This is a genomic window from Terriglobia bacterium (assembly GCA_020072565.1).
In the GTDB taxonomy this organism is placed as follows: Bacteria; Acidobacteriota; UBA6911; order UBA6911; family UBA6911; genus JAFNAG01.
Window position 1 is genome coordinate 1 of the sequence record JAIQGI010000037.1, and the last position, 26931, is coordinate 26931.

Here is a 26931-nt window from a genome sequence, read left to right on the forward strand (position 1 = left end):
TTTGTAATAACGCCCAGACTGATGTAATCCGTAATGCGGGAGCCGCTTGGAAGCTCAGCAACGGTACGTGCCATATGCGGTCCTCCTGTGAAAATTTACCACAGGATACCACAGTTCGTTTGTTAAGTGAACAGTATTGAGGTTAGAGTGAGCCTATCTATCGAGATCAATGCAAAATTGCGGTCCGGCACTGAAAAGGGGAGGATTAAATGGGAGCAGGTCGATACTTCAGCTTCACGGCTGGGAAGGGACTCGAAAAGATAGCGGCTCTGGATGAGGCTCTTCGCAGGCGGCGGGGTGATGGGTTCATCTGGCTCGATTTCACCGATCCGGGCCCTGAGGACCTGACTGCCCTTGCCGAGCCGTTGGGTTTGCACCCTCTCGCCATCGAGGACTGCCTTGATGAAGACCAGGTGCCCAAAATGGAGGAGTTTCCCAAGCACACCTTCATTCTTTTCAACCGCTATCGTCACGACAACGGCGCCGCTCTGGTCGAAGAGGTCAACTTCTTTCTCGGAGAGAAGTTTCTGGTGACGGTGCACTCGCATGGCGGGGGTAATGACTCCTTCGCGGAGCGGCTCGAAGCCACTGTGCGGCGTGATCTGGAACAGGTGCGACCGGGTGCGGATTTCCTCCTGGAGGTCCTCCTGGACGATATCGTGGATGAGAAGTTCGCCGCCATCGAGGCCCTGCAGGACCAGTTGGACACGGCCGAGGAAGAGATCCTGCAGGGGCGCGTCGACTTCAAGCCTGCGAAGTTGATGCATCTGCGGCGCAACCTGCTGTTCCTGCGCAAAAGCCTGGTCTACGAGCGGGAGATTCTGGTCAAGCTGTGTCGGCGGGACTCGCCGTTTATCAGCGAGAAGGCGATCTACGAGTTCCGCGACATCTATGACCACCTCGCCAAGTTTTTTGAAGTCATCGAGATCTGCAGGGAACTGATCGCGACCATCATGGAGATCCATCTCTCCATGATCAATAACCAGATGGCGGCGGTGGCGAATAAAACCAATCGCGTCGTCAGGCGGTTGACCATGATCACGACGGTGTTTATGCCGTTGACGATGCTGGCAGGAATCGGCGGCATGTCGGAATGGAGCATGATGACGGGTGCGCAGAACTGGCGTATCGCCTATCCGGCGTTCATGGCGGCGATGGCGGTGATCGGCGTTGCTAACTACTATCTGCTGAGGATGTTTGACAAGAGAGACGCAAAGAGTGCTGTCCTTCGCCGGCGTCCGGAAAGCCGGTGACAGGGTGCTGCAAACCGGTTGCCGAATCCTGAGCCGAAGAACTGCGCCCGGCAAACCTTGCAGACGCGGGGAAACCGGAAGGCTGTGAAATAATCTTCCGCCTTCTCGAATTTCTAGTGAATGTTGATGCTGCCGGAACCGGTGCGAACATCAATCAGATGGCCGCCACCCCGAACCTTGCCACGGATCTCGTGCTTGCCGAGCGTTCCGGTCACAGTGACCGGTTGGTCCACACTGATCCTGCTGGAGCTGGAGCGCGCATACAGATCGAATGCGGCATTCGCGTCCAGGTGGAGCGTGACCGCTCCGGATGAAGCATCGAGTTCCCAATCTCCCGCCGGGTTTCCCGTCACCGTGATTCCGCCGCTGCCGCTCTCTGCTCGGAGCGGCCCGTTCACACCCGACACGTCGATGCTGCCTGAACCGGTGCTCACTTCCACGTTCCAGATTGCGCCGCGCTCCGCGGAAGTCTGCGCCAGCGTTATACTCCCGCTTCCGGTATCTGCCTTGACGGACCCGGCGATGCGCTCCCCCCGGATCGAACCACTGCCGGTGCGGGCTTCTACCTTGCCTGTTATTTGATCCAGCTCGATGCTGCCTGAACCGGTGTGGGCGATCACATCGTTGCCGATATTGTCCATCGCGATCGATCCCGAGCCGGTGCTGGCGTCGACGGGACGGCGAATGCCCTCGACTTTCAAACCTCCGGAACCGGTCTTGGACCGGACCTGGGTCTCCGCAGGAACGATGATCTCGTAACTGATGGAAACATTATTTCTGTAGGCTGCGTTGTCGATCCGCCCGATGCGGATGACGTTGCCGTTTTGCTCAATCGGCGGGTTAGCCTCCAGGTAACGCACTTTTTCCTGCGCGTTGCTCCTCCAATCCTCGCCGGCCCGGATGAGCCCGTGAATCTGTACGGCGGAGGCGCTTCCGGCCCGTATGGCAATGCTCCCGGATCCCGTGCTGACATCGAGGTTCACCATTCCCGTAACATTCAGGGTGCGATCGAACTGGCCTTCCACGGCGGGATAGGCCAAATCGCATCCCGAAAGAGCGATGAGATACATGCCGATACAAAAAGCAGCAATATACCTGGATAGTCTCATGCCTATTCCCCCTGTCGTCCAATTATTACGATTTTCCGAGGCAAGAGGTTCAATCTATTCGAGGAGCGCCTTGGAGAAAAGACATGCCGACTCGCAGCCCTGATCCAGACTATTCATGCATGCGCGACCAAAATGCGGTTTTGGACGCGGGAAAACGCTGCCCGTCTATCCGACTGCATCCACGGTTGCTCCTCCGCGGCCGTTCTTCAGGTGCCGTCCGGTGACCGAGTTTTCGTTTTGGATAATGTCAGGCAGCCGGCCGCTGGCCACGACGTACCCGCCTTTCTCACCGCCTTGCGGCCCGAGATCGATGATCCAGTCGGCATTCAGGATGATTTGCGGGTCGTGCTCGATCACGAGCAGAGTATGACCCTGGTCGGCGAGTTGATGAAACAGTTTCAGGAGATATTCGATATCGCTGAAGTGCAGGCCCGTCGCGGGTTCGTCAAACAAGTAAAGAATCTTTCCACTCACGGGTTTCGCCAGTTCCGCAGCCAGCATCAGCCGCTGTGCTTCTCCGCCCGACAGCGAGTCGAGAGGTTGGCCCAATTGCATATAATCCAATCCTACCCGGCTCAGCATCTCGAGCCGGGCAGAAAGAACCTTTTGGTTCCGGAAGAACTCAGCCGCTTCGCCGGCCGTCATTGCCAGCACGTCGGCGATGTTTCTTGCCTGATACCGGCAGGCGAGCACCTCCTCCCGATATCGTTTTCCTTTGCACTGCTCGCAGGTCACTTCCACATCCGACAGGAAATCCATGCTGACCCTGATCCTGCCCAAACCCCTGCAAGTTTCGCAACGCCCCTCTTTGTCGGCAAACGAAAAATGCTTCTTGCCCAGATGGAGACGCCGGGCATCTTCCGTACCGGCATACAAGTCGCGAATGCGGTCGAGGATGCCGGTGAAGGTCGCAGGAGTGCCCGTTGACCCCGAAAAGTGCGGTTTTTGATGGACGGCGACCATACGATGGAAATGCTCAAAACCCGTGATCGATGTGCATCCGCAGCCTTTGCCTCTTTCCCACGACTGATAAACGACGTCGTAGACCAGGCTGGTTTTTCCGCTGCCCGAGATGCCGGTAACGACAACGATCCCTTCAGAAGGAATACTGACCGAAAGATGTTTCAAATTATTGGCGCAGGCGCCCACGAGGCTCAAGCCTTCTTTCAGGACTCTATTCCTGGTTGAGACGGCATTTGAGTTATCCGACAGATACCTGCCGGTCATCGATGCCGTGCTGTGCATTATTTCCTGAGGAGTTCCCTCTGCAACGATCCTTCCGCCCTGGCTGCCCGCGCCGGGGCCCAAATCAATGACGTGATCGGCGGAGAGGATCACATCGCGGTCGTGCTCCACCAAGACAACAGTGTTTCCTGCCTGCCGCAGCATATGGAGCATCTTCATTATTAGTCTGCCGACATCAGCTGCATGCAAGCCCACGGTGGGTTCATCCAGAACGTAAGTAACGTCTGTGAGACCGCTCCTTAACTGTGCGGCCAGCCTGACGCGTTGAGCCTCGCCCCCTGAAAGGCTGTTGGAGGTGCGGTCGATACTCAGATAGGACAGACCCAATTCGTCAAGAAATGCCAGGCGCCGGACAGCCTCCATCGCCAACGGAGCCGCAATTTCGGCCCATGGCGGCTCTCGCAGAACGTCATCGATGGTCCTGAAGAAATCGAGAGCAGCGGAAACCGGGAACGCCGACAATTCCGCAATATTCAACCCGCCAATGGAAAATCGTAACGATTCCGGCCTAAGGCGGGTTCCGTGGCAGGACGGACAGAGGTCCTGTTTCATGAGCGGCAGCATGCGCTGCCCGCGGTGGTCGGCATGTTTGCGCTCATACTCGGCATTGACCAGGCTGACCAGGCCGGGCCATTTGCCCTTGAACTCGTGTTGCCCGGCATGATTTTCCCTCTTATAGCTCCAGGTGACATCGTAAACTTCGTCATCGCTACCATAGAGGGCAAGGCTCTTCCCGAATTCCGACAGGCCGGCCCAGGGCTTTGAAAAATCGATATGATGCTGTTGCCCGACCGCTTTGAGCGTGGCGACATATTGTCCGAAGGGGTCACCGTAAAACCTGCCCGTCTTGGTGCCATCCAGAGCGCCGTCGAGAACTGATTTCTCCGGATTGGTAATGAGCATTTCCGGGTCGCAGACCGTGATGTGGCCCAAACCGTCACACTCGCGACAGGCGCCTGACTGGTGGTTAAATGAGAAGAGCGAGGAGAATCCGGGTGTTTCGCCAGCATCCGTAGCAGCCACCCTTGAATACAAGAGACGGTACAAGTCGTAGATTCCAGTCATGGTTCCCACGGTCGAACGTGGATTTGCCGTTATGGACCGCTGATCGACCGCAAGGGTCGGCGTCAACCCGGTTGCTTCATCAAGATTTGCCCTGGCGCATACGCCGATTTGTGACCGGGCGTATGTGGAGAAACTCTCCATGAAACGGTTCTGCCCCTCGGCGAAAAGGGTGTCGAAAGCAAGCGACGATTTGCCGCTGCCGGACACTCCGGTGATCACGGTAACCTGATTGCGGGGAATGGCGACATCGATGTGTCGGAGATTGTTGGTGGTGACACCACTAAGTTGAATGATCCCAGGCACTGTTCCGCTATCCCCTCGAGGAGAGGCAGCGGTCTCTCTCGCGACCGGTACGCCGGTGATACTCCGGTCTTGCAGATATTCCTTCAACGCCTGTCCCGTATGCGATTCCGCACACCGGACGACATCTTCCGGGGTCCCTTGAACCAGCAAACGGCCGCCATCACTGCCGCCTTCGGGGCCCAGATCCACCACCCAATCGGCTGCGGCGATAAGGCCGAGATGATGTTCGATCACGATGACGGTATTTTTCTGGACGACCAGCGAATTGAGGGCAAGAAGCAAATTGCCGACATCCGCTTGATGAAGTCCAGTAGTGGGTTCATCGAGGATATAGAGCGTATGCGCCGCCTGCGGCCTGGCCAACTCCGTCGCCAGCTTGATGCGTTGGGCTTCGCCGCCACTCAGCGTGGAAGAACGCTGCCCCAACTTCAGATAACCGAGTCCGAGACTCGCCATGGTTTTGAGATAACGCAGAATGCGGGCATGATCAGGGAAGAAATCTCTCGCTTCAGATACCGAGAAGTCGAGCACATCGCCGATGTTTTTGCCCTTGCGGGTGATTTCAAGTGTATCGCCATGAAAGCGTCTTCCGTTGCACTCTTCACATAACACCTCAACATTGCCCATGAAGTGCATCCCGATCTGCTGATACCCGGCTCCCTGACAGGCTTCGCATCGGCCGCCCGTGGTATTGAATGAAAACTTGCCTTTATCCCAGCCTCGCGCTCGTGATGCAGGCAGAGCTGCGAAAAGATCGCGCACGTGGTCGAACAAGCCGGTGTAGGTGGCTGGATTGCTTCGCGGTGTGCGGCCGATGGGCGACTGGTCGATGGTGATTACTTTGGATATGCTTTCCCAGCCTGCGATCGAAAGACATTTGCCGGGTTTCTCGGAAGAAGCATAGAGTTGATTGCGCAAAAAATTTCCCAGGACACTGTTGACCAATGTTGATTTTCCGGCGCCGGACACGCCGGTCACCACATTCAAGGCTTCCAGGCTGAAGTGGACATCGACATTTTTCAGGTTGTTTTCTGTTGCGCCGTGGACCGCGAGCATTCCCCCGCCGCTGCGGCGCCTGTCTGGGATCTCCAGCTTTTCAATGCCCTTGAAGAAGGAAAGGGTACGGCTTCGGCGGAGTTCTCCCGCGGGGATGTGCCCGATTTTTGAAGTGTCGATGTTTTGGAGCACGCGTCCGCCGTTGACGCCGGCAGCAGGGCCTATGTCGATGATCCAGTCGGCGCGGCGGATGAATTCTTCTTCATGTTCCACCACAATTACCGAATTGCCGTCGTCGCGCAGCCCTTCCAGTACCTCGATCAGGCGCCGGGTATCGCGGGGATGCAGCCCCACCGAAGGCTCATCAAAGATGTAGAGGATTCCCGTCAATCCTGTCCCCGCCTGAACCGCGATGCGCAATCGCTGAGATTCCCCGACGGATAGGGTCGTCGATTCTCTATCCAGAGAGAGGTAGGCCAAACCCAGGCGCTTGAGCAAATCAATCCGTTTCGAAATCCTGCTGATGATCGGAGCTGCGACCTGGTCTTCCCGGTCCGAAAGACGGAGATTATCCAGGGTATCCTGAAGCAGGTTCAACTGGAGTGAAGCAAGATCTGCAATATTGAAGCCGCAAATCTTTACCGATAACGCGTCGGAGTTGAGCCTGGCGCCCCGGCAAGCGGTACAATCGGAAGTGCGGACGAAGCGCAGGATATTCCTGTTGCGTTTGTGTTTCAGGATGGCGTCCATTACTGGAACGATGCCTTTGTAAAAACCCATTTCCCTGGGTTTGGCTGTAATGCCGCTCCAGCGCATCCGGGATGCCAGCGTGTGCTTGCCGTAAGGAATTGCGATCCTTTCGCTGCCGTACAGTACGATGTGCCTCTGTTCCGGCGTCAGATCCTTCCAGGGAATATCGGCATTGAATCCTTCTGCCCGACAAACCTCGTCAAGCACATCCATGGTTACCTGGGAATAAATGATGTACCCGTTCGGAGCCGTAATCACCATGCAGCCCTGGCGCAGGCTCTTGTTCTTGTCTGCAATTAGCAAGTCCGGATCCAAACGGTCTTCGACGCCCAGACCCTTGCAGGCGGGACAGGCCCCGGCAGGAGAATTAAAGGAAAAGAGGCTGCGCTCGATCCTGAAATCCCGTGTGTTGTTCTCCGGTTTTCCCAGACGGGCGAACAACAGGCGGAGGTAATCGTAGATTTCGGTGATCGTCCCCACGGTGGAGCGTGGATTTGACAGGACAGATTTCTGGTCGACGGCAATGGCAGGAGACAAGCCTTCGACTCTCTCCACATTCGGGCGCTTCATCCTGCCGAGAAACTGCCGGGCATAAGAGGAGAATGAGCCAAGATACCGGCTTTCGGCTTCACGATAGATTACGTCAAATACCAGCGACGATTTGCCGGACCCGGAAACACCGGTTACTACCACCAATTTGTTCTTTGGGAACGAAAGGCTTATCGACCGAAGGTTATTTTCGGACGCGTTGTGTATGAGAACCGAATCGTTGTGCATTTCCGCATCAGGGAGTTTCACGTGGCTGTTCAAGCGGGTTCCGGAGCGCACGGAGGGATTCGGCGCGCACTCGCCCGCCGGAGGCGCTGACACCCACCGCAACAAACCTGGCGCCGTCGAGCCATCGGGACCTGCCTCGTCGCGTGTAAGTACAGTTCATGCCCGTGGCGCAGTACTCTGCCGCCTCATGGGCGATCGGAGCCAGGCCCAGATCCCCACGCCCAGGATAGCTCCAATAATATCGATACCCACGTCGGCCGCAGATGGCGAGCGTTCGGGCGTAAACGACTGGTGAAACTCATCGGTGAAGGCGAAGAGCCCAGCCAGAATGACTGCCAGGAGCAGCGTGAGTCTGTTGATGCGCTTGGAGTTTGTCAGGGCATGCAAATAGGACGCCCCCAGCAGGGCGTAGCCGAACGTGTGGCCACCTTTCTTCACCAAGAAATCCCATCCCGCGAAATCAGGCAGATCGCCGCCCGGCGTGGCAGAGGCAAAGAAAATGAGCGCCATCATCAAGAGTGGCCACCCCCAGCGCAGCACCCAGGCTTTTGGAAAATGCATCCCTCGAGCTCCACCCCCTCTCTAAAAAGCGACAGATAATACAAACTCATAATCTATATGCGGTCAAGGCCGCAGCATACATAATTCGTCGGGCCGTGGCTGGGTTGACCATTGAAATTCGCGCACGGAAGCTGTGGCTCCCGTCCTTTATCGGTACCGTGAAAATGAGGATCCGTTTGCGTCTGCCCTTGGGTGGTGGACTGATCAGCATGACAGATTGATTGGTAATAGGGCGGGGGGCATCCTCGGTTTGCTCGGCCTGCCCCATGGCCCCGTTATTCGCACCGCAGGGATGACATGGGGTCCACCTGGGCGGCGCGCCGGGCCGGGACATAACTGGCAAGCAGCGCCACCAGGATCAAGAGCGTCGGAACTGCGGCAAACGTCAAGCCGTCGGTTGCAGTGATGCCGAACAAGAGGCTTCGCATAAAGCGAGTGAGCGCAAGAGCTCCGGCCAGGCCGATGCCTGCACCGAAGAGCGCGAGAGTCACTCCCTGGCGAACGATCGAGCCCAAGATGGTGCCTTGCGTAGCACCCAGCGCGATGCGTATTCCGATTTCCCGCGAGCCCTGGCTTACCAGATAAGCGATCACGCCGTAGGTGCCGATGCCGGCCAGCGCCAGAGCGAGGCCGGCAAAGATGCCGAGCAGCAGCATCGAGAATCGGCGCGGAGCCAGCGATTGATCGACGAACTGCTCCATGGTGCGAACATTGTATGCGGGTAAATTCGGATCAAGATCGCGGATTTCCTTCTTGACTGCCGACGTAAGCGAGGCCGGGTCAGTGCCGCTCCGCAAAACGACGGTCATCGCCCGCGTGGGGATCTGGGTTTGCGGTAGGTAGAAAGCGATGCGCGGATCAGAGTCGAGCGCATCGTGTTTCACTCTGGCGACCACACCGACAATGGTCAGCCAGGGAACCTTGGATTGTACCTGGTGGATGCGCTTGCCGACCGGATCCTGGTTTGGCCAGAACTGCTGGGCCATGCTGTCGTCGATAATGGCGACTCTGGGGGAGTCGGCAGTATCTTGTTCGGTGAAAAACCGCCCACGCCGCAGCGGAATCTCCATCGCCTGGAAATAGTGCCCGCCGCCGACGCGTTCATCCGCATTAATGAACTTCTCACCCGCAAGGGGCGTGCGTCCTTCGATCGTGATTGGAGTCCAGGCAAATGTCTGAGTCAGCGGCAGTGCCGTCGTGCCGCCCGAAGCGCTCACGCCGGGCAGGTGTTCGAAACGGTCCCAGAGCTGGCGATAGGTCGCCAGCACTGCCTGCGGGTCGTTGTACTTGCGGCCGGTCATCGTCAGGCCGAAGGTCAACAGATTGCGGGGATTAAAGCCCGGATGTACACTCTGCAGGCGCGCGAAACTGCGAATCAGAAGTCCGGCTCCTATCAGCAGCACCACGGATAACGCGAGTTCGGAAACAACGAGCAACCTGCGCAGGTTGGGACCACGCCCCCACATCATGTTGCCGCCGGCCGAACCCCGGCCTGCTTCCTTCAGGGTCGCATTCAGGTCAACGCCGGCAACCCGCAAAGCCGGCACCAGGCCGAAAAGAACGCCCGTGACAAGAGATACGAGCAATGTAGAGAGAAGCACCCGTCCATCGATGCCGATGTCCTGCATGCGCGGAACGCTCTTTGCTCCCAACACATCAATCCAGCTCAGACTCCAGAGCGAGAGGAGGACGCCCAACCCTCCGCCGCATAGAGCGAGCAGAATGCTTTCTGTAAGCAGTTGACGGATGATGCGGGCGCGGCCTGCGCCCAGCATTGCGCGCACGGCGATTTCCTTCCGGCGGGCCGCCGCACGCGCCAGCAGCAGGCTGGCGACGTTGGCGCAAGCCACCAGCAGGACCAGGCCGACCGAAGCGAGAAGGATGTGAAGAGGCCGGCGGACGTCGCCCACCACCTGCTCCAGAAGCGGCACGATGCTGAACGTGAGACCACCGTTGGGTGGATACAGGTCCGGATATTCCCTCCGCAAGCGGTCTGTGACGGCATCCATCTCGGTCTGGGCTTGCCGGAGCGAAACGCCGGGTTTGAGCTTGCCCATGAGGTTGTAATCTTCACGGTCGCGAATCTGAGACGCATTCGGTGCCAGCGGCAGCGGCAGGACGATCTCCGCCTGTTCGGCGCCGCCCAGTGTCGGAAGCACTTCTCGCGGCAAAGAAAATGATCGGGACAGAATGCCGATCACCTGGTAGGGCTGGCCGTTTATCGTAATCGACTTGCCGATTACATCGGGATCCGAGCCATAGCGGCGCGCCCACATCCCGTAACTGAGCACAGCCGTTAGCGGGCGGCCCTGCGAGTCCTCTTCCGGAACGAAAAGCCGACCCTGGGCCGGCCTCACACCGAGCATGGGCAGGAGATTGGAGGAGACCCGAATGGTTCCAACACGCTCGGGTTCGCCGTCTCCGGTCAGGTTGACATTTCCGCCGATGGCGATCGCCAGCTGTTCAAAGCCCGTGTGTCCCGCCTTGATGTCAAAATATTGCGCGGTGGAAAACCAGTCTTCGGCTATCCCCAGCCCCGGCGAGCGGTTCCACAGAATTACCAGGCGATTCGGGTCCTGGTATGGAAGCGGGCGCAGCAGCAATGCGTTCGTAACACTGAAGATGGTTGTGTTGGCGCCAATGCCGATTGCGAGAGCGAGGATCGCGGCCGCGGCAAATCCGGGATTCTTCGCAAGGGCCCGAAAAGCGAAGCGGATGTCCCGTCGGAGTGCACTCATGGTGAGCTCAAAGCCTGAATACCACTTGCAAGAGTAGCTTGGAGGCGTCATGAGCCCCCACGGCGACTATTTGTCACTCAGAAGCCGGGTAACATAGCACTGGCCGGTCGGCAGGTAACATGGAGTTTCGACTTTGTCTGAGAAAAACTCATCGACTGCCAGTCTTGCCCCCGGACAGCTTCGGAATCCATAGTCATCAAAAACCATTATGCCGCCACCCTGCAACCTCGGATAAAAGAAGTTGCAGCAGTCAATGACCGACCGATAAATGTCCACGTCGATGTGGACAAAACAGAAGGTCAAAGCCTCCACAGGCTTTGCACTATGAGGGAACCAGCCTGCATGGAAGTGGACATTTCTGCAATCCGACAGCAAGGACTTGACGGCTTCCAGCGAGGTATCGTGGAAATCTCCTTCCCTGTGGAGGTCCTTGCTCTGATCTACGGACGGCATCCCGGTGAAGGTATCAAAAAGATGTATGTTCTTCCCCGTGGGTTCAAGGGTCTTGGCCAAGAGCCTGGCCGTGCCTCCTTTGTATACGCCGACCTCGGCGATGTCGCCCGCGATCCGGGATGCCTGTCTGGCGAACTGGAACAGCATAAAACATCTTGCTTTGTCCACCAGAGTATAGCTGCTGACTTTGCTCATCTGCTCACTGAACTCCGCATGCTGGTCCCAGAGGTGAATGGGATTGGGTCGGCACCGTTCGAGCTGATATCCGGTCCTGGACAACCCTTTGTTGATTATGTCCCTGACCTTGATTCTCATAACTGTTACTGCCGTCCCCGGTTGGCGAGGCTTGCGCCGCTTCCGGATAAGTTCTGAATCACCATCGCTTCCGGTCCAAATCGCCGATCGCCCTGCCACAGTGAAGCGGGGCATGGCCTTTGCGGAAGATCAAGTTCAGCTCTTCGGAACTGAGCCAGGTCGACCCCGGCTTCGAGATGAAGCAAGAGCATGTTAGGGTCGTCGATCCAAGCCCCGGTTGTCAAGACCATGACCGCCCTCGAATACAGCACCAAAACCACTCGCCGGTCCACCAGTCCCATATCCAATGGGACAAAACGATAACCAAATCAGGACATTCGTCCCATTTTTTGGGCTTCTCCATTGAGATAAATTCCTCTTACACAACGGATTGAAGCACTCAGCCGGTGTGGGTCGCGGAGGAGAAAATGATGGCTCTCAAGCAGATTTTCCTGGTGTTTCTGACGCTCTTACTCAGCCCGGTGCCCAAAGTATCAGCACTGACCGTGGTCACCAATTTCATCGGCGGTGCCGCCCCTGCGAACACATCGGGTGGAGGCAACCTGGTTGAGATCGTGAATGCCGCGGCCCGGATTTGGGAGGCCGCTTATTCCGATCCGGGTACGATCACCATTAGTTTCGGATGGGCGCCTGTCGGCGATGCCGGAACTCACACTCTCGTCGAACAAGGCGGCATTCCCCACCGGGAGATTGCCGGGATCATCTTTTTCGATAACAGCGGTGCTGTTGCCTTCTATCTTGATCCGACCCCGAATTCGGATGAAGAGTATCGGCGCCGGACGGAGGAATACCAGGATCTGGGCGGCGGCCTTGTCAATGTGGCGCGAGTATTCAGCAGTCCTGTTGGGGATGCCTTGGGCCACGTCGACCTTCTGTCCGTAGCCATACATGAGATCGGGCACGCTTTGGGAATGAGCGCGGCAAACTCTGCCTTCATGAAGGAAGGCATCCAAGGTGCAATCCGCCTCAGCGGCGACCTCCCCTTTGCAGGGACGATTATTCCACTGGCGACCAACACGGCCGGCATCACATCTCACTTTGATGCGCTGGCAGTCACCTATGGTTCGGTAATGGGAGGAATCGGTGGGGATGAGCGCAGGATACCTTCCGCATTGGACATTCTGGCCAACGCTCAGGTCAGCGGCTTCACGATGTTAAATCTTGATCCGCAGCAAACACCGCCATCCAGGGTCGCGCCCTCTCGCGGCGTCGGCCACTCCGATGCCGCCGTGCCGGCACAACGCAGCGCAAGAAGGTAAAATCCTTCCTGAATATGGAGCAAACTACATTCCGGGAATGCGCCGCTGCAATGGTCCGATGTGTGCGCGGTGGTAGTCCAGGATTGTCTGAACCGTATCGCTCATTACCCGGTGGTCATGATATGGCACCTCATCTTCCTGGAGAAGTTGCACCAGCTTCTGGTCGATGGTCTCTTGGAACTCGAAATCCACCGAACGGACACCGTCGGGCCGCAGGTACTTGCGGGTGAACGGCACCTTGAACAGCAGGTCGTACGTGCGCACCCAATACCTGGATAAGCCGTGTAACTCGGAAATGTGGCCGAACTTGTGGTAGAGGTAGACGTAGTTGTCCAGCACGGACCGGTCACAGATGATATTCGGGTAGATCTTGTTCAGCTCCAGCTCCCGTCCGATCGTGGTCGTAAGTATCCAGGTCTGAGCTTCCAGACTGGTTTCCTCGTTTATGGGAAACGGGCATCTGCGCGCGATCTCGTCAATGAACCCGACATCCAGGTGCTGCTTCTTGAGCTCGTTGCAAAGTTCGTAGGCCAGGGTTGTCTTTCCCACACCGTGGGTTCCAATGAATGCGATCTTCATAGCGTGTGCGCTCGATCATTTTTCACGGATGAAGATACAATAGGTGCGTCTCAGAGGCAACGCGCTTCCCTGTACCGGTTTTGCTCCCGGCCGGCGGGGAACAGCCCCCCATGTGCGGGGACGGATACATTGCAGAGCAGCCGCGCCTGGCACGTATCTGCCAAATGCCGCCATTCATGAAATTCGTGCCATTCGGTGCCGCTTTCCTTTTTTGAGGAGTCAAGTTTGAAGCAGTACCGCATGCGCCAGGCGCGCACCCTGCGACGCATCAAAAGCTCATGCTATCCGGTTGGTGAACGTCGGTATCGGGATCGGTATCGCAATCGCGGTCGCTATCGGCTTTTGCCGGCTAAGAGTTCCGATTGCGATGGCGATTGCGATCCCGATACCGATTTGTCTATTTTGGGAGCAGGCGCGACGCATGGACGATGCCGGTTTTCGCCGGATGAGAGACGCCGCTTACGATTGGAGGGTACGCCAGATGCCCGACAGGATCTGAAAGAGCGAGTCGGATTCTGCCGGAGTTGTCAGGCGCAGGGATGAGTCTTGTCCCAACAGGGTGATCCTGGCAAGATTGCGCTGCTGTTCGCGCAGGTGCAGCTTTTCCTCTTCCAACCTGGCCCGATCGCGCTCGCGCGCTTTTTTGAGACCACCGCCCTGAATGAACAACACGATTTGCCTGAGTTCATCGCGGTCGAACCATGTCCCATGCGTCTTGCACCAGTCTACGATGATGCCGGAGCAGCTGCCGAAGTTTGTCCGGTTCATCAGTTTCCTGCACGCCGGACAGGGGATATACAGGCGTTCGTTCCGGCCTGGAGCCGAGCCCTCTTCGATCCGCGGTTTGAACTCGAAGCCGAGCACGGCTTCCTGTTCCTCCTGGCGGTCACAGAGCTTCTGAAGCGTGTCCTTGTTGAGCCAAAGGCCCCCGCATGAAACGCATTCATGGACGGCTTCATGGCCCAGATTGATGAGCATCAGGTCTGCAGCGCAGCGCGGGCACTTGAGAACGTCCGGTTGTGCAGGCGTTCCGGCCGAGGCTTCGGTCCCGCACCAGGGACAATGCTTCATTCCTGTGAAAATCGCTCCGTAGCAGGCGGGACACACGATGGTGGCCAGCGTCGATCTGCAGTAAGCGCAGCGGACGCTCTCGGGCGCCGCCGCGGCCCCACAGTTCGGGCAGTGGTAAACGCCGCGCTTTATTGCGGTATCGGTCATATCCGGAAGAACTCCATCCCCCGGGTCGCGCCATCGCCGGGGTCCCGCTATGGGATCGGTACATGAAGGCATCGACTTTAGGGAAACCGGGAAGCCCGGTTTTGACATGGCTTGGGCGCATCAACGGTCTCTGGTAGTAGATACCAGCAAAACCTATGCTTGCAGGTGGTAATCGCGTACCATCTCCCCGCTTGCCCGTGGAGGGGAGAAAATGTTCAGGAGATCTTGCCTTACATCACGGATCACTAACAGGAGCGGACATGTACACGCACTTAATTCTACGGACTTCCGGCACTGCCTCGCTATTTTTCCTCGTACTCTCTTTTTTGCTGTTTCCCGTTTGTCCAGCACAGGCCCGTCTGCAGGCTCCGCGCGGGAGCATCGCGGGCATGGTCAAAGACACCAGCAACGGGCTGGTGGTTCGTGCGCGAGCTACCCTGCTTAACTCAAGCCAGGCGTCACTGCGCATGACGGAAACCGACGGTGGTGGGAAGTTCCGCTTTGATGATGTTCCTCCCGGCGCTTACGAAATCCTGGTAGCGAGTCCGGGATTCAACCTGGAGCGGCGGGCTGTTACCGTGACCGCGGGCAGCACGAGCGAACTGACGGTGATCATGGCAGTACGCCAGATTACCGAAGTCATAACCGTCACTGCCGAGATCGGGACGGCCAGAGACAAGGACGCGGTTGCCCAGCAGGTCAATGTGATCGGGGATAATGCCCTCACGCAGCGCGCCACCGCGGTGCTGGCACAGGCCGCAGATGAAGAGGTCGGTATTTCGCTGCAGCGCACGAGCCCGACTGTCGGCGCCGTGCTGGTGCGGGGCCTGACCGAGGTGGGTGTTTACATTGACGGCGTACGATACACAAATTCCACTCAGCGCGGCGGCATCAACACCTTCTTCAATCTCAATGATCCGACCAGCCTGGATGCCATCGAGGTGTTGCGCGGTCCGAACACGGCGCAGTACGGATCGGACTCCCTCGGCGGGACCGTGCAACTCCTCACCCGCCAGCCGCCGCTGGGCTCCGCTCAACGGGACCTGCACGGCGAATTCAACACCTTCTTCAGCAGCGCCGATTCTTCTTACGGCAGCAATGCGCTCATGACCTATGGCACGAAGCGTTGGGGAGTGCTGACCAATTTCACCGGCCGTCGTATCAACACGCTGCGCCCGGGCGGCGGCATGGACAGCCATTCTGCGATCACGCGCTTTCTCGGGCTGCCTTCCAGCATCATCGGATCGTCCAGGCTGCCTGATACCGGCTTCACGCAATATGGCGGCACCATCAAACTGAACTATATGCCTGCGGCGGACCAGCAGTTGAGTCTGCACTATCAGCGGGGGCAGCAGGACGGCGGCAAACGCTACGACCAGTTGCTGGGCGGGGATGGCAATCTGATTGCCGATCTGCGCAACCTGATGCTCGATTTTGTCTACGGGCGCTATTCCAAACAGAGGGCAGGATTTTTTGACAACCTCACCGCGACCGTTTCATACAACAGCCAGCGTGAAGAACGCGTCAATCAGGGCGGCAACGGCAATCCGCTGGCCGCCGTCATCCACGACAAGGAGCGCACGAGCTCCCACGGCGCCAGCTTCTATCTTGACAAGCAATCATTCCACCGCAACAGCTTCCTTTGGGGCGGCGACTTTTACCGCGACCGGGTGAACGCGCCGTCGTATTCCCTCGATCCGGCTACCGGCATCTTCACGCTGGTGCGGCCTCGCGTGCCTAACGGGGCTCGCTATATTCTGGCAGGGCTTTACGTGCAGGATTCCTTCGAGTTGATCCGGAACCGGCTGCGACTGAGCGGTGCGTTGCGGTACAACGTCGGTTCGTATCGCTCGAGGGCTGCGAACAGTCCGCTCGTTAACGGTCAGCCGCTGTTCCCCGACGACTCATTGCGGGTCGGCGATTTTTCGGGACGCATCGGTGCGGTGGTGACGCTGGCCGGCGGGTTCAACGTCGCCGGCAATTACAGTCGCGGTTTTCGCGCGCCGAACATCACGAGCCTGGGCTCGACCGGCCTCGTGGGCGTGGGGTATCAGGTAGCCACCAGCGATTTGACGGGACTCGGCGCGACCATCGGGACGACTGCGGATGACAGCGCCGTCTCGACCGGCGTGACGGTGGAACCGCTGCGGTCGGAAATCAGCAACAACTTTGACCTCAGTCTGCGTTTTCGCAACCGGCGGATCGAGACGGATCTGACCGGCTTCCTGATCGACTACGAGAATACGATCGTCCGGCAGACGCTGATCCTGCCCCCGGGTGCGGTCGGCACACACCTCGGCAGTCAGGTGATCGAGAGTCAGAATGCCAACGGCGCCGTCTTCGTGCCGCTTTCCTCGAGTCCCGTTCTGGTACAGGCGAATTTCGGCGGGACCCGATTGTACGGTGTGGAATACACGCTCGACGTTCGATTAACGGATTCGTGGTCATTGGGCGGCAACTACAGCTACGTGCGCGCACGAGACAAAGAAACCGGTGTGCCGCCGAATCTGGGCGGCGGCGGTTTGCCGCCGCAAATCGGCTTCCTGCAACTGCGCTATCAGCCGGCCGGGAAGCGATATTGGATCGAAGCTTACTCGACCCTCGCAGGCAGACAGGATCGGCTGTCCACGCTCGACCTTTCCGACAGGCGCACGGGCGCGGCGCGGTCGCGTTCGAACATCCAGAACTTCTTTCGCCGCGGTGCGTGTGTGTATGGCCTGACCACGCCGGGCCCGGACGGACGCTGTGGCTCGAGCGGCGGCATACTGATCGCCACCGCTGAGACGCTGGCGCAGGTGCAGAACCGCGTGCTCGGCAGCGCAACCTCGGCGCCTCTGTTCCCGGCCATTCCCGGTTATGGTCTGCTCAATCTGCGTGGCGGATTCCGCCTCAGTGAGAGCCATGAAATCACGGTTGATTTTGAAAACATCGGGGACAAAAGCTATCGCGCGCCCGGTTGGGGCGTTGACGGCCCTGGACGCAGCGTGACGGCGCACTATCGCTTCCGTTTCTGACCTCCTCGCCTTTTGACTTTCCAGCGCGTTTTGCGGATGATAGGGATTCACACGCGAAACAGGAGGGCCAAGGAGCGAACGGATGAGCGATCCGAACGCAGCATCCGCCAGCCGCGTCGACGCGGTCCGCAGGATCACCCAAGTCCGGTCGGAGTACATGAGCGCCCGGCTGATCGCGGAGAGCCTCGATCATCGCCTGGCCGGGACGAAATTCGAACGACTGCCCGGCTATCTGCCGGCGGAGATCGACTACGCGATTGACCATGCGCCCCTTTCCACCGTCGCGGTCCGCGACTACGATGTCCGCTTCCTTGACCGTGTCGCCCCGGCGAAAGCGATCGCCCACCTGGACTTGATTCTTCGCGCTCGCGGCGGTGATCCCAAGGCCCGGCAGGAGCTCGAAGGGAAAGCTTCCGAAACCTATAAAAAGATTGCCGCCAGGTTTACGCAGACGGCCCTCGGCGAGAGTGAGCACGTCGTTCCCTACACCACGTCCGGGATTTGGCCCGAGGCCCGGATCAGCAACAAGGGGGCCATCCTCCTCGACTTGTCCCGCCGCGGCTTCGCCACGGCGGATTTCATTCTTCTTGCTGCGAGCGTCTATACGCTCCCGGAAGCCCGGCGGAGGGAGTGTGCCCGGGACGCAATCCGAAATCTCGAAATCCTCAGCGGCCGCAAGCTCGAGGATCCTGACAATCCCCTGCTCATCGCCATGCGGTCGGCCATGCCGAAATACATCCCCGGTTTTATGCCGACCTACCTGAACGTCGGCCTGACTCCCGGCATGCTCCGTGGCCTGCCGCGCCGGTACGGGGAGAACGCCGTGGCGCAGATCCGCCTCGACAACCGCAAAACCATCCTCGAAGCTCTCGACCCGGAGGCCTTCCGATCCATTGAAAAGGAGATCCGGCCCCATCTGACCCGGCAGGAGAACAATGCTCTGGCGGTCCGGATCGAAGCCCTCATCGCCGAGCGCCGGCCCGAGCTCCTGGCCGGTGCCTTTGACCAGATCCTGTTTTTCTTGTGCAAAGCCTATCAATACTATGAAAGCCATCTCGACGCGCTCCGCAATTTTGTGGTCTGTGGAACACAGTATCCTGCCGTCATTTTCCAGAGAATGGTCTGCAGTGTCATCGACCGGTGGTCGTACGCCGGGGTCCTTTACAGCCGCCACCCGCGCCAGGGGACCGGCATCTTTCTCCAGTTCGGCCGGACGGTGTTCGGCGAGGAACTGATGACCGGCCGCCTTCAACCGGAGGAACGGCATTTCAAGACACGTGAGGAGGCCAAGAAGGATTTCCCGGCGGTTTATCATTTCTGGAACAGGCTCTCCCAGCTTGAGGACATCTTTCGTGCCCCGGTCATGGTCGAGTTCACGGGGGTCCACGGCACGTTCACTACTCTTCAGGTGAATCCTGCAGAGATGTCCGGCGTGGGCATGCTGACGGCTGTCATGGATATGCACCGGGCCGGGCGGATCTCCGCCGACCGGGTGCGCGAGCTGATCAAGCCCTATCACGTCCGGCAGATCGAGTCCGACGCCATCGATCCGAAGTCACTTCACAGCCTCACCCCGTTCTGTCAAGGCATTTCGGTCCTCCCGAGATCTGCGGTCACGGGCCGGATCTGGTTTTCCGCCGGCCGGGCCCGGCAATCCCGCGAGGAGCGGCCGGGAGAAAACGTTATCCTGACCCAGGAACGTTTCACCCCGGTCGACGCCATCGAGATGCAGAGCGTCGGTGGGATCTGCAGCCTCAGCCCGGCAGCGATCCACGTCGTGACCGCCGCCCAGAACCTCGGGATCCCGGCCCTGCTGAACCTCGAGGGAAGCGGCGTACGGTTCGACTCCGAGGGTACCCGCCTGATCAACCGCGACGGCCTGGCCCTCCGGGAAGGGGAATGGGTCTCGATTTCGAGCCGGCAGCGAACCCTGTACGTCGGAAAAGCTACCTTTGCCCCGGCCAGACTGCTCCGTTTCATGGCCGGGGAAAAAGTCGATCTTACTGCTTTGGAGCGGGTGTTGTTCGAAGGCTGGGCGTCGTATTACCGGGAATACCGGATGATCCTCGAAAGCGTGGATGCACCCGAGTTCAAGAGCCTGCAGGACTTGGGCCACTCCATCCGGTACGGCCGGCTTCAACAGGAGCCGGACAAGGCCGGCTTTGTGAACCGCTGTTTCGACATCAACCGGCACCGGCTTGTCCGGCGGATGCTCGATGTCACACTGGGGACTCATCTCGTCAACCTGACGGCCTTCGATCTGCTCTCGCCCGATCGCCAGGTCCGGCTCCTTAAGGACGCCCTGGCAATCTGCGCCGGGAAGGGGATCTCGGGCTACCAGGCCGGCGCGTTCCTGCTCGGCAGCCTGGTCAAGCCCGGAGCGGGCGTCGCTTTCTGGGAAAGCTTCGAGCCGCACGAGATCGGCCGGTTGATCAACGAATGGGTGCTCCATCAGAAGTATCTGAATGTCATCGCGGATCTCGGCGAAAAGAAGGTCAACCGGGCCAAAGACTACATACTCTCGCGCGGGCTGGGCCGGCTCCGGGTTCACAAAGGTCTGGTCAGGGAGTTCATGCCCCTGAAGCTGAGCCGCGTGGATCTCGGCGCAGTTCTGCATGCCCTCCCTGCCATGGTCGACCTCCAGACGCGGGAGGTCCTGGATCTCCTGCTCAGGCCGTATGCGGAGTTTTATGATTTCTCGGAGGCCGTCAGCCTTTCCGCGCTCCGGCGGATCTGCGAGAAGGAATGCCGGCCTATGCCCGGCCCGCGCGATGTTTGATTGAACCGAGGGCACTGCTATCGCGGATTGTACTTCATGATGCGGATCCGTTATCGGGACGGGTCTCCATTGAGTTCCCGGCCATTTTTATAAATCCGACCGCCCGGACGAATCAGCAGACCTCGCACCCCAACCTATGCTATTCTCCGCCCAGCTCTAGAAAGCGTTCCCCCGTTATTTTATTTCGAGGTGTTGATATCATGAAAAATTCGCGTGTCATTATGGCTGCCACCCTCGTCCTGTCGCTTGCTGCGACGCTGGCAGCGCAGGCTCCGTCGTCGGGAGGGGCCGCCCGGCTCCGAGCGCTGTTCTTCCTGCGCGACTTCGAGACGGGCGTCCTCGAGGGCGAGAAGCTGGTGGCCGCATCCCCCAACGCATCCGACCTGTACGCGTGGTACTTGCTCAACCTGGTGCGCGGCGGTGACGAGAAGCGCGCCGTCTCGCTTGCCGAGGAGATGACAAAGAAGAAGCCGCGGGATCCCTGGGCCTGGTTTGCGCTCGCGGGCGCCCTCAATTACCAGAGCGAGCGTCCCGCCGACGCCGTGACGGCGGGCGAGACGGCGCTGAAGTTGCTCCCGAACAATCCCGATATCATCTGGATTCACGCGCAAACGCTTGCGAACGACGAGAAGCGACGGGACGAGGCGATCGCATTCGTGGACGCTCAGCGCGGCCGCCTGAAAAACCCCGCGGAGATCCTCGTGACGAAGGGCTATGCGCTGTACCGGAGTGCATCGGGTCCGCCGCGGGACGAAGCCCGGACGAAGCTGGCGTTTGCCGCCTTTGAAGAGGCGCGCCAGATCGACCCGAAGAATCTGAACGCCTTGTATCTGCCCGGCGCGTATTTGAACGGGCTTCGCCGGAGCGACGAGGCCTATCCGCTGCTCAAGAGGGCGCTGGCAATCGCGCCCGATTCGACGGTTGTACACCAGGAGTACTGGAATGCCGTGACAGGCAGCCATGATTTCGGGGCCGACAGGAAACGCCAGGAGATCGAGGCGGACGTGAACGCGTTCCTGAACGGCCGCGGTGACCGTCCCGGCGCTTTGTCGGCGGTGGCTTCCGTGTCGCGAGACATGAAGTGGACGGAGAAACAGCGGGATTGCGAGGACAAGATCCTCAAAATGTTTCCCGACAGCTTGGAAGCCGAGTGGATCTTCGCCGCCCGGTGGAGAGAGTTGGGACGCTCGCCGGAGTCGGCTCGCTCGCCACAGTATCGTCAAATCCTGCGCGAATTCATCGACCGGCCGCGGCACTATATCGACGGACTGCTCGGCGAAGCGTATCAGAATTACTTCTATGTCCTCGCGACCGACAGCTCGGTGTCAGGCGACGAACTGTACCGCGTGGCAGAAGGTGCATTGAAGTACGAGACCAACAACCCACACATTACATGGGTGTACACGCCCACCGCGCTTGCCGATCGCAAGGTGCACCTTGCCGACGCTGAACGCATCGCACGCGATGGCATCGAGGTGCTGAAAAAGAAGATCGATAGCCAGCGATCGGTTTACAAATCCCAAGGGGAATACGATCGGGCCGTCGGCTGGGCGACCGCCAAGGGCTACGACGCGCTCGGCTGGGTGCTTTTGGCCGAGGGCCGTGTGGACGAGGCGGAGAAGGCTCTCCTGCAGTCCTTCGAACTGGACCACGCAAGCCGGCAGAACCTCGACCATCTCGGCCGCTTTTACCTGGCGCGCAATAATGAAAGCAAGGCGGAAGAGTTCTTCGTCAAGGGATTGAGCGTGCAGGCGCCCGGCGCCAATCCCTGCGAGACAGCGCTCAGATCGCTGTACGAGAAGCGTCGCGGCACTCTCGATGGCATCGATGCCTATTTGGCGAAGCTGAGGGAAGTCGACCGTGACAAACGCAAGGAACGCATCCTGACCGAACGAATCGCCAGTCCCGAAACGCTCACAACCTTCAACCTCAAGACACTCGATGGGAAACGCGTCTCGCTCGACAGCCTCAAGGGCAAGATCGTTGTCATCAACTTCTGGGGCATCTGGTGCGGCTGGTGCGTCCAGGAACTGCCCGAATATCAGAAGCTTTACGAGAAGTACGCGAGCGACCCCGACGTGGCGATCCTGACGATCGACAACGATTCGAACCCCGACGACGTGCCGCCGTGGATGGCACAAAAGAAGTACGCGTTCCCGGTCCTCATCGACGACGGGTACGTCAATAAGGTTGGGCTCCACACTTTCCCGACCACCTGGTTCGTGGATGCGCAAGGACGCAAGGTTTTCGAAAAAGTCGGTTGGAGCGAGAAGCTGCTCGAGGAGTTCAGCTGGCGCATCGAAGCCATCCGGACAAAGTAGCCTGCGCTCTGGAACTTTTCGCCCGGCCCAGCCGAATATCAGTGAACAACGTCACTGCGGGATAGACAATCTCATGCCATGGCGCTCACGGCCTCGAACCGGAGTGAGCCCCAAATCCGTCCCCCAAATCCAAAATCCGGGGTGTGTGTCTTGGATTCACACTCCTGGTCCGGTATCGAACCGCATCAAGAGTGCGCAGGATCTGGTGAGTCCCTTCGACACCATCCCGACTCACCGGGAGCTGACTCAGATTCGGGCAAAAACAATAAGATAAATACTGAAGAGTCGCACTCAACGGTCAAGACTCCCGAAACCCGGACCAAAGATATGTTCCAGCCATGAATAATTCAGGCTTATAATTCTTGATTCCCAGGAAATTCATACGGAGAGACGCCCATGACACGAGACCTAAAACGTTTACCTATTTTGATACTGGCGTGCCTGGCAATGTTCGCCGGCGCGCTGGGACAGAGCACCAAACCGGCGGGCGTCCAGGATCAGGCTGCCAAGCCGGCGGTCCAGGGACAGAAGCCGAAGCCGGAAAGCCCGGATCTGACCAAGCAGCCGACTCTGTACGTGGTCGGCTATGCGCATTTGGACACAGAATGGCGCTGGGACTATGTCACCACGATCAAGGACTACATCCCCAAGACCATGCGGCTCAATTTCGATTGGATTGAAAAGTATCCGCATTACATCTTCAATTTCAGCGGCGCCAACCGTTACCGGATGATGAAGGAGTACTATCCGGCTGATTACGAAAGGGTGAAGAAGTATGTGGCCGCCGGCCGCTGGTTTCCGGCCGGTTCGTCCATGGAGGAGAACGACGTCAACTCGCCCTCCGCCGAGTCCATCATCCGGCAGGTCCTTTACGGCAAAGCCTATTTCCGCCGCGAGTTCGGCAAGACCAGCGCCGAATACATGCTGCCGGATTGCTTCGGCTTCCCCGCATCGTTGCCCACGATCCTGGCTCACTGCGGCATTAAGGGCTTCTCCACGCAGAAACTATCGTCGAGCTGGCAGCCGGCAGCCATGGTCGGCGGTCCCGACTCACCGGAAAAAACGCCCGCGGGCATCCCCTTCAACGTCGGTGTGTGGGAGGGCCCGGATGGCAGTTTTGTGATCGCCGCGCTGAATCCCGGCGGCTATGGCAGCCAGATCGGCACGGATCTCAGCAGGAGTCCGCTGCCACCGCCACCGCCGGATCCCAACCAGCCGCAGCGGGGTGCCAGAGGGGCGACGGATTGGCCCGCGCGCATTCAGTTGAATGGGCAGCTGACCGGCGCGTATGCCGACTACATGTACTACGGCACGGGCGACAGCGGGGGTTCCGCCAATGAATCCTCGATAAAACTGCTGGAAGCAATCGTTACCAGGAGCAGGACCGTGCTGCCGTCAGGAGGCGGCCGCGGCCAGGGTGGTCCGCCGCAGACTCCGCCGCCAGCGCCGGGGTCTGAGGTCATGGTCGGCGATGGCCCGGTCAGGGTGATCTCTGCGACTTCCGACCAGCTTTTCCTGGACCTGAAGCCCGAGCAGATCGCAAAGATGCCGAAATACAAGGGCGATCTCGAACTGATCAACCATTCCGCGGGTTCCATCACGTCCCAGGCGCACATGAAGCGGTGGAACCGCAAAAACGAAGTGCTGGCCGATGCCGCTGAAAAAGCTTCTGTTGCCGCTGAATTGCTGGGCGGCAAGCCATATCCTCTCCAGCGGCTGAACGACGCCTGGACACTGGTTATGGGCGGGCAGTTCCACGACATCATTCCGGGCACCTCAATTCCCAAGGCCTATGAGTACGCGTGGAACGACGAACTGTTGGCGATGAACCAGTTTGCCGGCGTGCTCACCAGCGCCACCGAAGCGGTCGCCTCCGGCATGGACACCCAGGCCAAGGGCACGGCGATCGTTGTCTACAATCCATTGAATATCCCGCGCGAGGATGTGGTGGAAGCCACCATCTCTTTCGCTGGCGGCATTCCGAGGGCGGTCCGTGTGTTCGGGCCCGACGGCAGTGAAGTGCCCGCGCAGTTGAATGGCGCGGCGGACGGGGCTGCAAAGGTCCTGTTCGTGGCGAAATTCCCTTCGGCCGGCTACGCGGTATACGATGCTCAGGTTGCGGATGGCGGTGTGGCATCGCAGCTCAGAGTGACGCAATCGTCCCTTGAAAACGCTCGCTACACCATCAAGTTGGCCCAGAACGGCGACGTCAGCAGCATATTCGACAAGACTCTTAACAAGGAATTGCTTTCCGCCCCAATGCAGCTGGCGATCATCCTGGACAAGCCCCGCCAATGGCCCGCATGGAATATGGATTTCGAGGACGAGCAGAGAGCGCCGCGTACGATCGTCAGTGGGCCGGCGCAGATCCGCATAGTGGAGAACGGCCCGGCGCGCGTGGCCATTGAGGTGGCGCGTGAAGCGGAAGGATCCAAATTCTTCCAGACGATCCGGCTTTCCGCCGGCGATGCCGGCAATCGCGTCGAAATCGGCCATGTCATGGACTGGAACAGCAGAGAAGGCAATCTCAAGGCCGTCTTTCCCCTGACCGCGTCGAATCTGAATGCGACTTACAACTGGGACGTCGGCACTATCGAGCGTCCCACCGAAACCGAGCGGCAGTTTGAAGTCGCCTCTCATCAGTTCGTCGATCTCACGGATAAGAGCGGATCTTACGGCGTGACCATCCTCACGGACTGCAAGAACGCTTCCGACAAGCCCAACGATCATACCCTGCGCCTGACCCTCGTTCGCACGCCGGGCATCAGTGACGGTGGGAGAGGCTATCCGGATCAGTCCACGCAGGATATCGGCCACCATGAGTTCGTGTACGGCCTCGCCGGCCATGCAGGAGACTTCCGCCAGGGACAGACCGACTGGCAGGCGCTCCGGCTCAATCAGCCCCTCGTAGCCTTCCAGAGTCCCAGTCACGCGGGCGCGCTGGGCAAGAGTTTCTCATTGATGAAGATCAGCAGCAGCCGGATCCGCGCACTGGCCCTCAAGAAAGCCGAGCAGACCAGCGAGCAGAACCGGGATGAATACATCGTCCGCCTCGTCGAGATGGATGGCAAGCCGGCGCAGGATGTTCACATTTCGTTTTTTGTACCCGTCATCTCGGCCCGCGAAGTCAACGGCGCGGAAGAAGCCGTCGGTCCAGCCACGGTAACCGGTGGCGAGCTGGTCGCGTCGTTCAAGAAGTTCCAGCCGCGCACGTTTGCGGTGAAGTTCGGCCCTGCCCCCAACAAGGTTCTCGCCGTGCAGTCGCAGGCGGTCAAGTTGACCTACGATCTGTGTGTCACAACGCCCGACGGCAAACCGGGAGCAGGTTACTGGGATAATCAGGGCCGTTCCCTGCCGGCGGAGATGCTGCCCAATACGATTCCCTACGCCGGCATCAATTTCAGTCTCGCTCCTGGCGCCGGGTATGGGAAATACAATGCCGTAATCCCGCGTGGCCAGAACATCACGCTGCCTGCGGGCAACTTCAATCGTCTCTACATTCTGATGGCCAATACAAGCTCCACCAGAGCAGACATGCCTGCGGATGTTACGGCCACATTCCTCGTTGGCGATAAGCCGGTCAGCCTGACCGTCCAGGATTGGAGCGGCTACATCGGCCAATGGGACAACCGGGTCTGGAAACAGGTTCCGGCGCCACCGCCGACACCGGAACAATTGGCTCAGCAGGCGGCGCGACAGGGCGGGGCTGCAGCCGGCCGCGGGGGGCAACAGGGACCGCGCATGATCGACGTGGTGGACACCCTGACCCCGGGTTATATAAAGCCCGCGTCCGTGGCCTGGTTCGCTTCCCACCGCCATGCGTCCGACGGCACCAATGAGCCGTACGCTTATTCGTATTTATATGCATATGCCATCGACGTGCCGGCGGGGGCCAAAACACTGACCCTGCCCGCGAACGAGAGGATCCGCATCCTCGCGATCACCGCGACAAACCAAGCAGCGCAGGCGCGCCCGGCCCAAGTCCTGACTGACTATCTGGAGAAATGAATTTTGCCGCCGCGCCAAGGACAAATGACGCGGCGCGGCACAGCAGCTACCAGATCCTGACCACGAAATACACGAAACACACGAAATTGCCTTTATGTGTTTCGTATATTTCGTGGCTCAGCCGTCGTGGAGGAATGAGAAATCATTTGCCAGGCGGAAAGGACTCTTGCGTTCACGCTCCGTTTTGT

At 59.0% G+C, this 26931-nt stretch carries 13 protein-coding genes; 6 read left to right on the plus strand and 7 right to left on the minus strand.

All coding sequences use genetic code 11. The annotated features are described in order from the left end of the window. The first annotated feature begins 209 nt into the window (after window positions 1-209). Entirely contained in the window at window positions 210-1253 is a 1044-nt protein-coding gene (locus tag LAP85_20335; GenBank protein MBZ5498753.1) for a magnesium transporter CorA family protein, read from the plus strand. A gap of 113 nt (window positions 1254-1366) precedes the next feature. Here LAP85_20335 and LAP85_20340 read toward each other — a convergent pair whose 3' ends face one another. The 5 genes from LAP85_20340 to LAP85_20360 form a co-directional block, all read right to left on the minus strand. Then, a complete protein-coding gene (locus LAP85_20340; protein ID MBZ5498754.1) occupies window positions 1367-2362 on the minus strand; it encodes a DUF4097 domain-containing protein in 996 nt (331 codons plus the stop codon). A 165-nt stretch (window positions 2363-2527) separates the two neighbouring features. Then, a complete protein-coding gene (gene uvrA, locus LAP85_20345; GenBank protein MBZ5498755.1) occupies window positions 2528-7498 on the minus strand; it encodes an excinuclease ABC subunit UvrA in 4971 nt (1656 codons plus the stop codon). Between the two features lie 156 nt (window positions 7499-7654). Then, window positions 7655-8059, minus strand: coding sequence for a VanZ family protein (locus tag LAP85_20350; GenBank protein MBZ5498756.1), 405 nt, complete (start codon window positions 8057-8059; stop codon window positions 7655-7657). 275 nt (window positions 8060-8334) lie between these two features. After that, complete coding sequence (locus LAP85_20355; protein MBZ5498757.1) at window positions 8335-10797, minus strand: ABC transporter permease; 2463 nt, start codon at window positions 10795-10797, stop codon at window positions 8335-8337. Between the two features lie 66 nt (window positions 10798-10863). Continuing rightward, window positions 10864-11565, minus strand: coding sequence for a TylF/MycF family methyltransferase (locus LAP85_20360; GenBank protein MBZ5498758.1), 702 nt, complete (start codon window positions 11563-11565; stop codon window positions 10864-10866). Between the two features lie 407 nt (window positions 11566-11972). Here LAP85_20360 and LAP85_20365 point away from each other — a divergent pair, with 407 nt between their 5' ends. After that, on the plus strand, window positions 11973-12824 hold the full coding sequence (locus LAP85_20365; GenBank protein MBZ5498759.1) for a hypothetical protein: 852 nt from the start codon (window positions 11973-11975) through the stop codon (window positions 12822-12824). A 24-nt stretch (window positions 12825-12848) separates the two neighbouring features. Here LAP85_20365 and LAP85_20370 read toward each other — a convergent pair whose 3' ends face one another. Continuing rightward, window positions 12849-13403: an ATP-binding protein gene (locus LAP85_20370; protein ID MBZ5498760.1), complete on the minus strand. Its 555-nt coding sequence runs from the start codon at window positions 13401-13403 to the stop codon at window positions 12849-12851. Between the two features lie 459 nt (window positions 13404-13862). After that, window positions 13863-14621 carry a zf-TFIIB domain-containing protein gene (locus tag LAP85_20375; protein ID MBZ5498761.1) on the minus strand — a complete coding sequence of 253 codons (759 nt, stop codon included), beginning with the start codon at window positions 14619-14621 and terminating at the stop codon, window positions 13863-13865. A 260-nt stretch (window positions 14622-14881) separates the two neighbouring features. Between LAP85_20375 and LAP85_20380 the strand changes: the two genes are divergently transcribed. The 4 genes from LAP85_20380 (at window position 14882) to LAP85_20395 (ending at window position 26743) form a co-directional block, all read left to right on the plus strand. Next, window positions 14882-17635 (plus strand): TonB-dependent receptor, encoded by a 2754-nt coding sequence (locus LAP85_20380; GenBank protein ID MBZ5498762.1) that lies wholly within the window; start codon window positions 14882-14884, stop codon window positions 17633-17635. Between the two features lie 82 nt (window positions 17636-17717). Beyond that, on the plus strand, window positions 17718-20414 hold the full coding sequence (locus tag LAP85_20385; GenBank protein ID MBZ5498763.1) for a hypothetical protein: 2697 nt from the start codon (window positions 17718-17720) through the stop codon (window positions 20412-20414). Window positions 20415-20614: 200 nt separating this feature from the next. Then, on the plus strand, window positions 20615-22735 hold the full coding sequence (locus tag LAP85_20390; GenBank protein MBZ5498764.1) for a redoxin domain-containing protein: 2121 nt from the start codon (window positions 20615-20617) through the stop codon (window positions 22733-22735). A gap of 447 nt (window positions 22736-23182) precedes the next feature. Next, complete coding sequence (locus LAP85_20395) at window positions 23183-26743, plus strand: alpha-mannosidase (GenBank protein ID MBZ5498765.1); 3561 nt, start codon at window positions 23183-23185, stop codon at window positions 26741-26743. Window positions 26744-26931 lie beyond the last annotated feature (188 nt).

Bases quoted from the DNA above. Each gene is read 5' to 3' on its own strand.
- LAP85_20380 (MBZ5498762.1), top strand. From the start codon at position 14,882: ATGTACACGCACTTAATTCTACGGACTTCCGGCACTGCCTCGCTATTT.
- LAP85_20365 (MBZ5498759.1), top strand. From the start codon at position 11,973: ATGATGGCTCTCAAGCAGATTTTCCTGGTGTTTCTGACGCTCTTACTC.
- LAP85_20385 (MBZ5498763.1), top strand. From the start codon at position 17,718: ATGAGCGATCCGAACGCAGCATCCGCCAGCCGCGTCGACGCGGTCCGC.
- LAP85_20395 (MBZ5498765.1), top strand. From the start codon at position 23,183: ATGTTCGCCGGCGCGCTGGGACAGAGCACCAAACCGGCGGGCGTCCAG.
- LAP85_20350 (MBZ5498756.1), bottom strand. From the start codon at position 8,059: ATGCATTTTCCAAAAGCCTGGGTGCTGCGCTGGGGGTGGCCACTCTTG.
- LAP85_20360 (MBZ5498758.1), bottom strand. From the start codon at position 11,565: ATGAGAATCAAGGTCAGGGACATAATCAACAAAGGGTTGTCCAGGACC.
- LAP85_20375 (MBZ5498761.1), bottom strand. From the start codon at position 14,621: ATGACCGATACCGCAATAAAGCGCGGCGTTTACCACTGCCCGAACTGT.
- uvrA (MBZ5498755.1), bottom strand. From the start codon at position 7,498: ATGCACAACGATTCGGTTCTCATACACAACGCGTCCGAAAATAACCTT.
- LAP85_20340 (MBZ5498754.1), bottom strand. From the start codon at position 2,362: ATGAGACTATCCAGGTATATTGCTGCTTTTTGTATCGGCATGTATCTC.
- LAP85_20390 (MBZ5498764.1), top strand. From the start codon at position 20,615: ATGAAAAATTCGCGTGTCATTATGGCTGCCACCCTCGTCCTGTCGCTT.
- LAP85_20335 (MBZ5498753.1), top strand. From the start codon at position 210: ATGGGAGCAGGTCGATACTTCAGCTTCACGGCTGGGAAGGGACTCGAA.
- LAP85_20370 (MBZ5498760.1), bottom strand. From the start codon at position 13,403: ATGAAGATCGCATTCATTGGAACCCACGGTGTGGGAAAGACAACCCTG.
- LAP85_20355 (MBZ5498757.1), bottom strand. From the start codon at position 10,797: ATGAGTGCACTCCGACGGGACATCCGCTTCGCTTTTCGGGCCCTTGCG.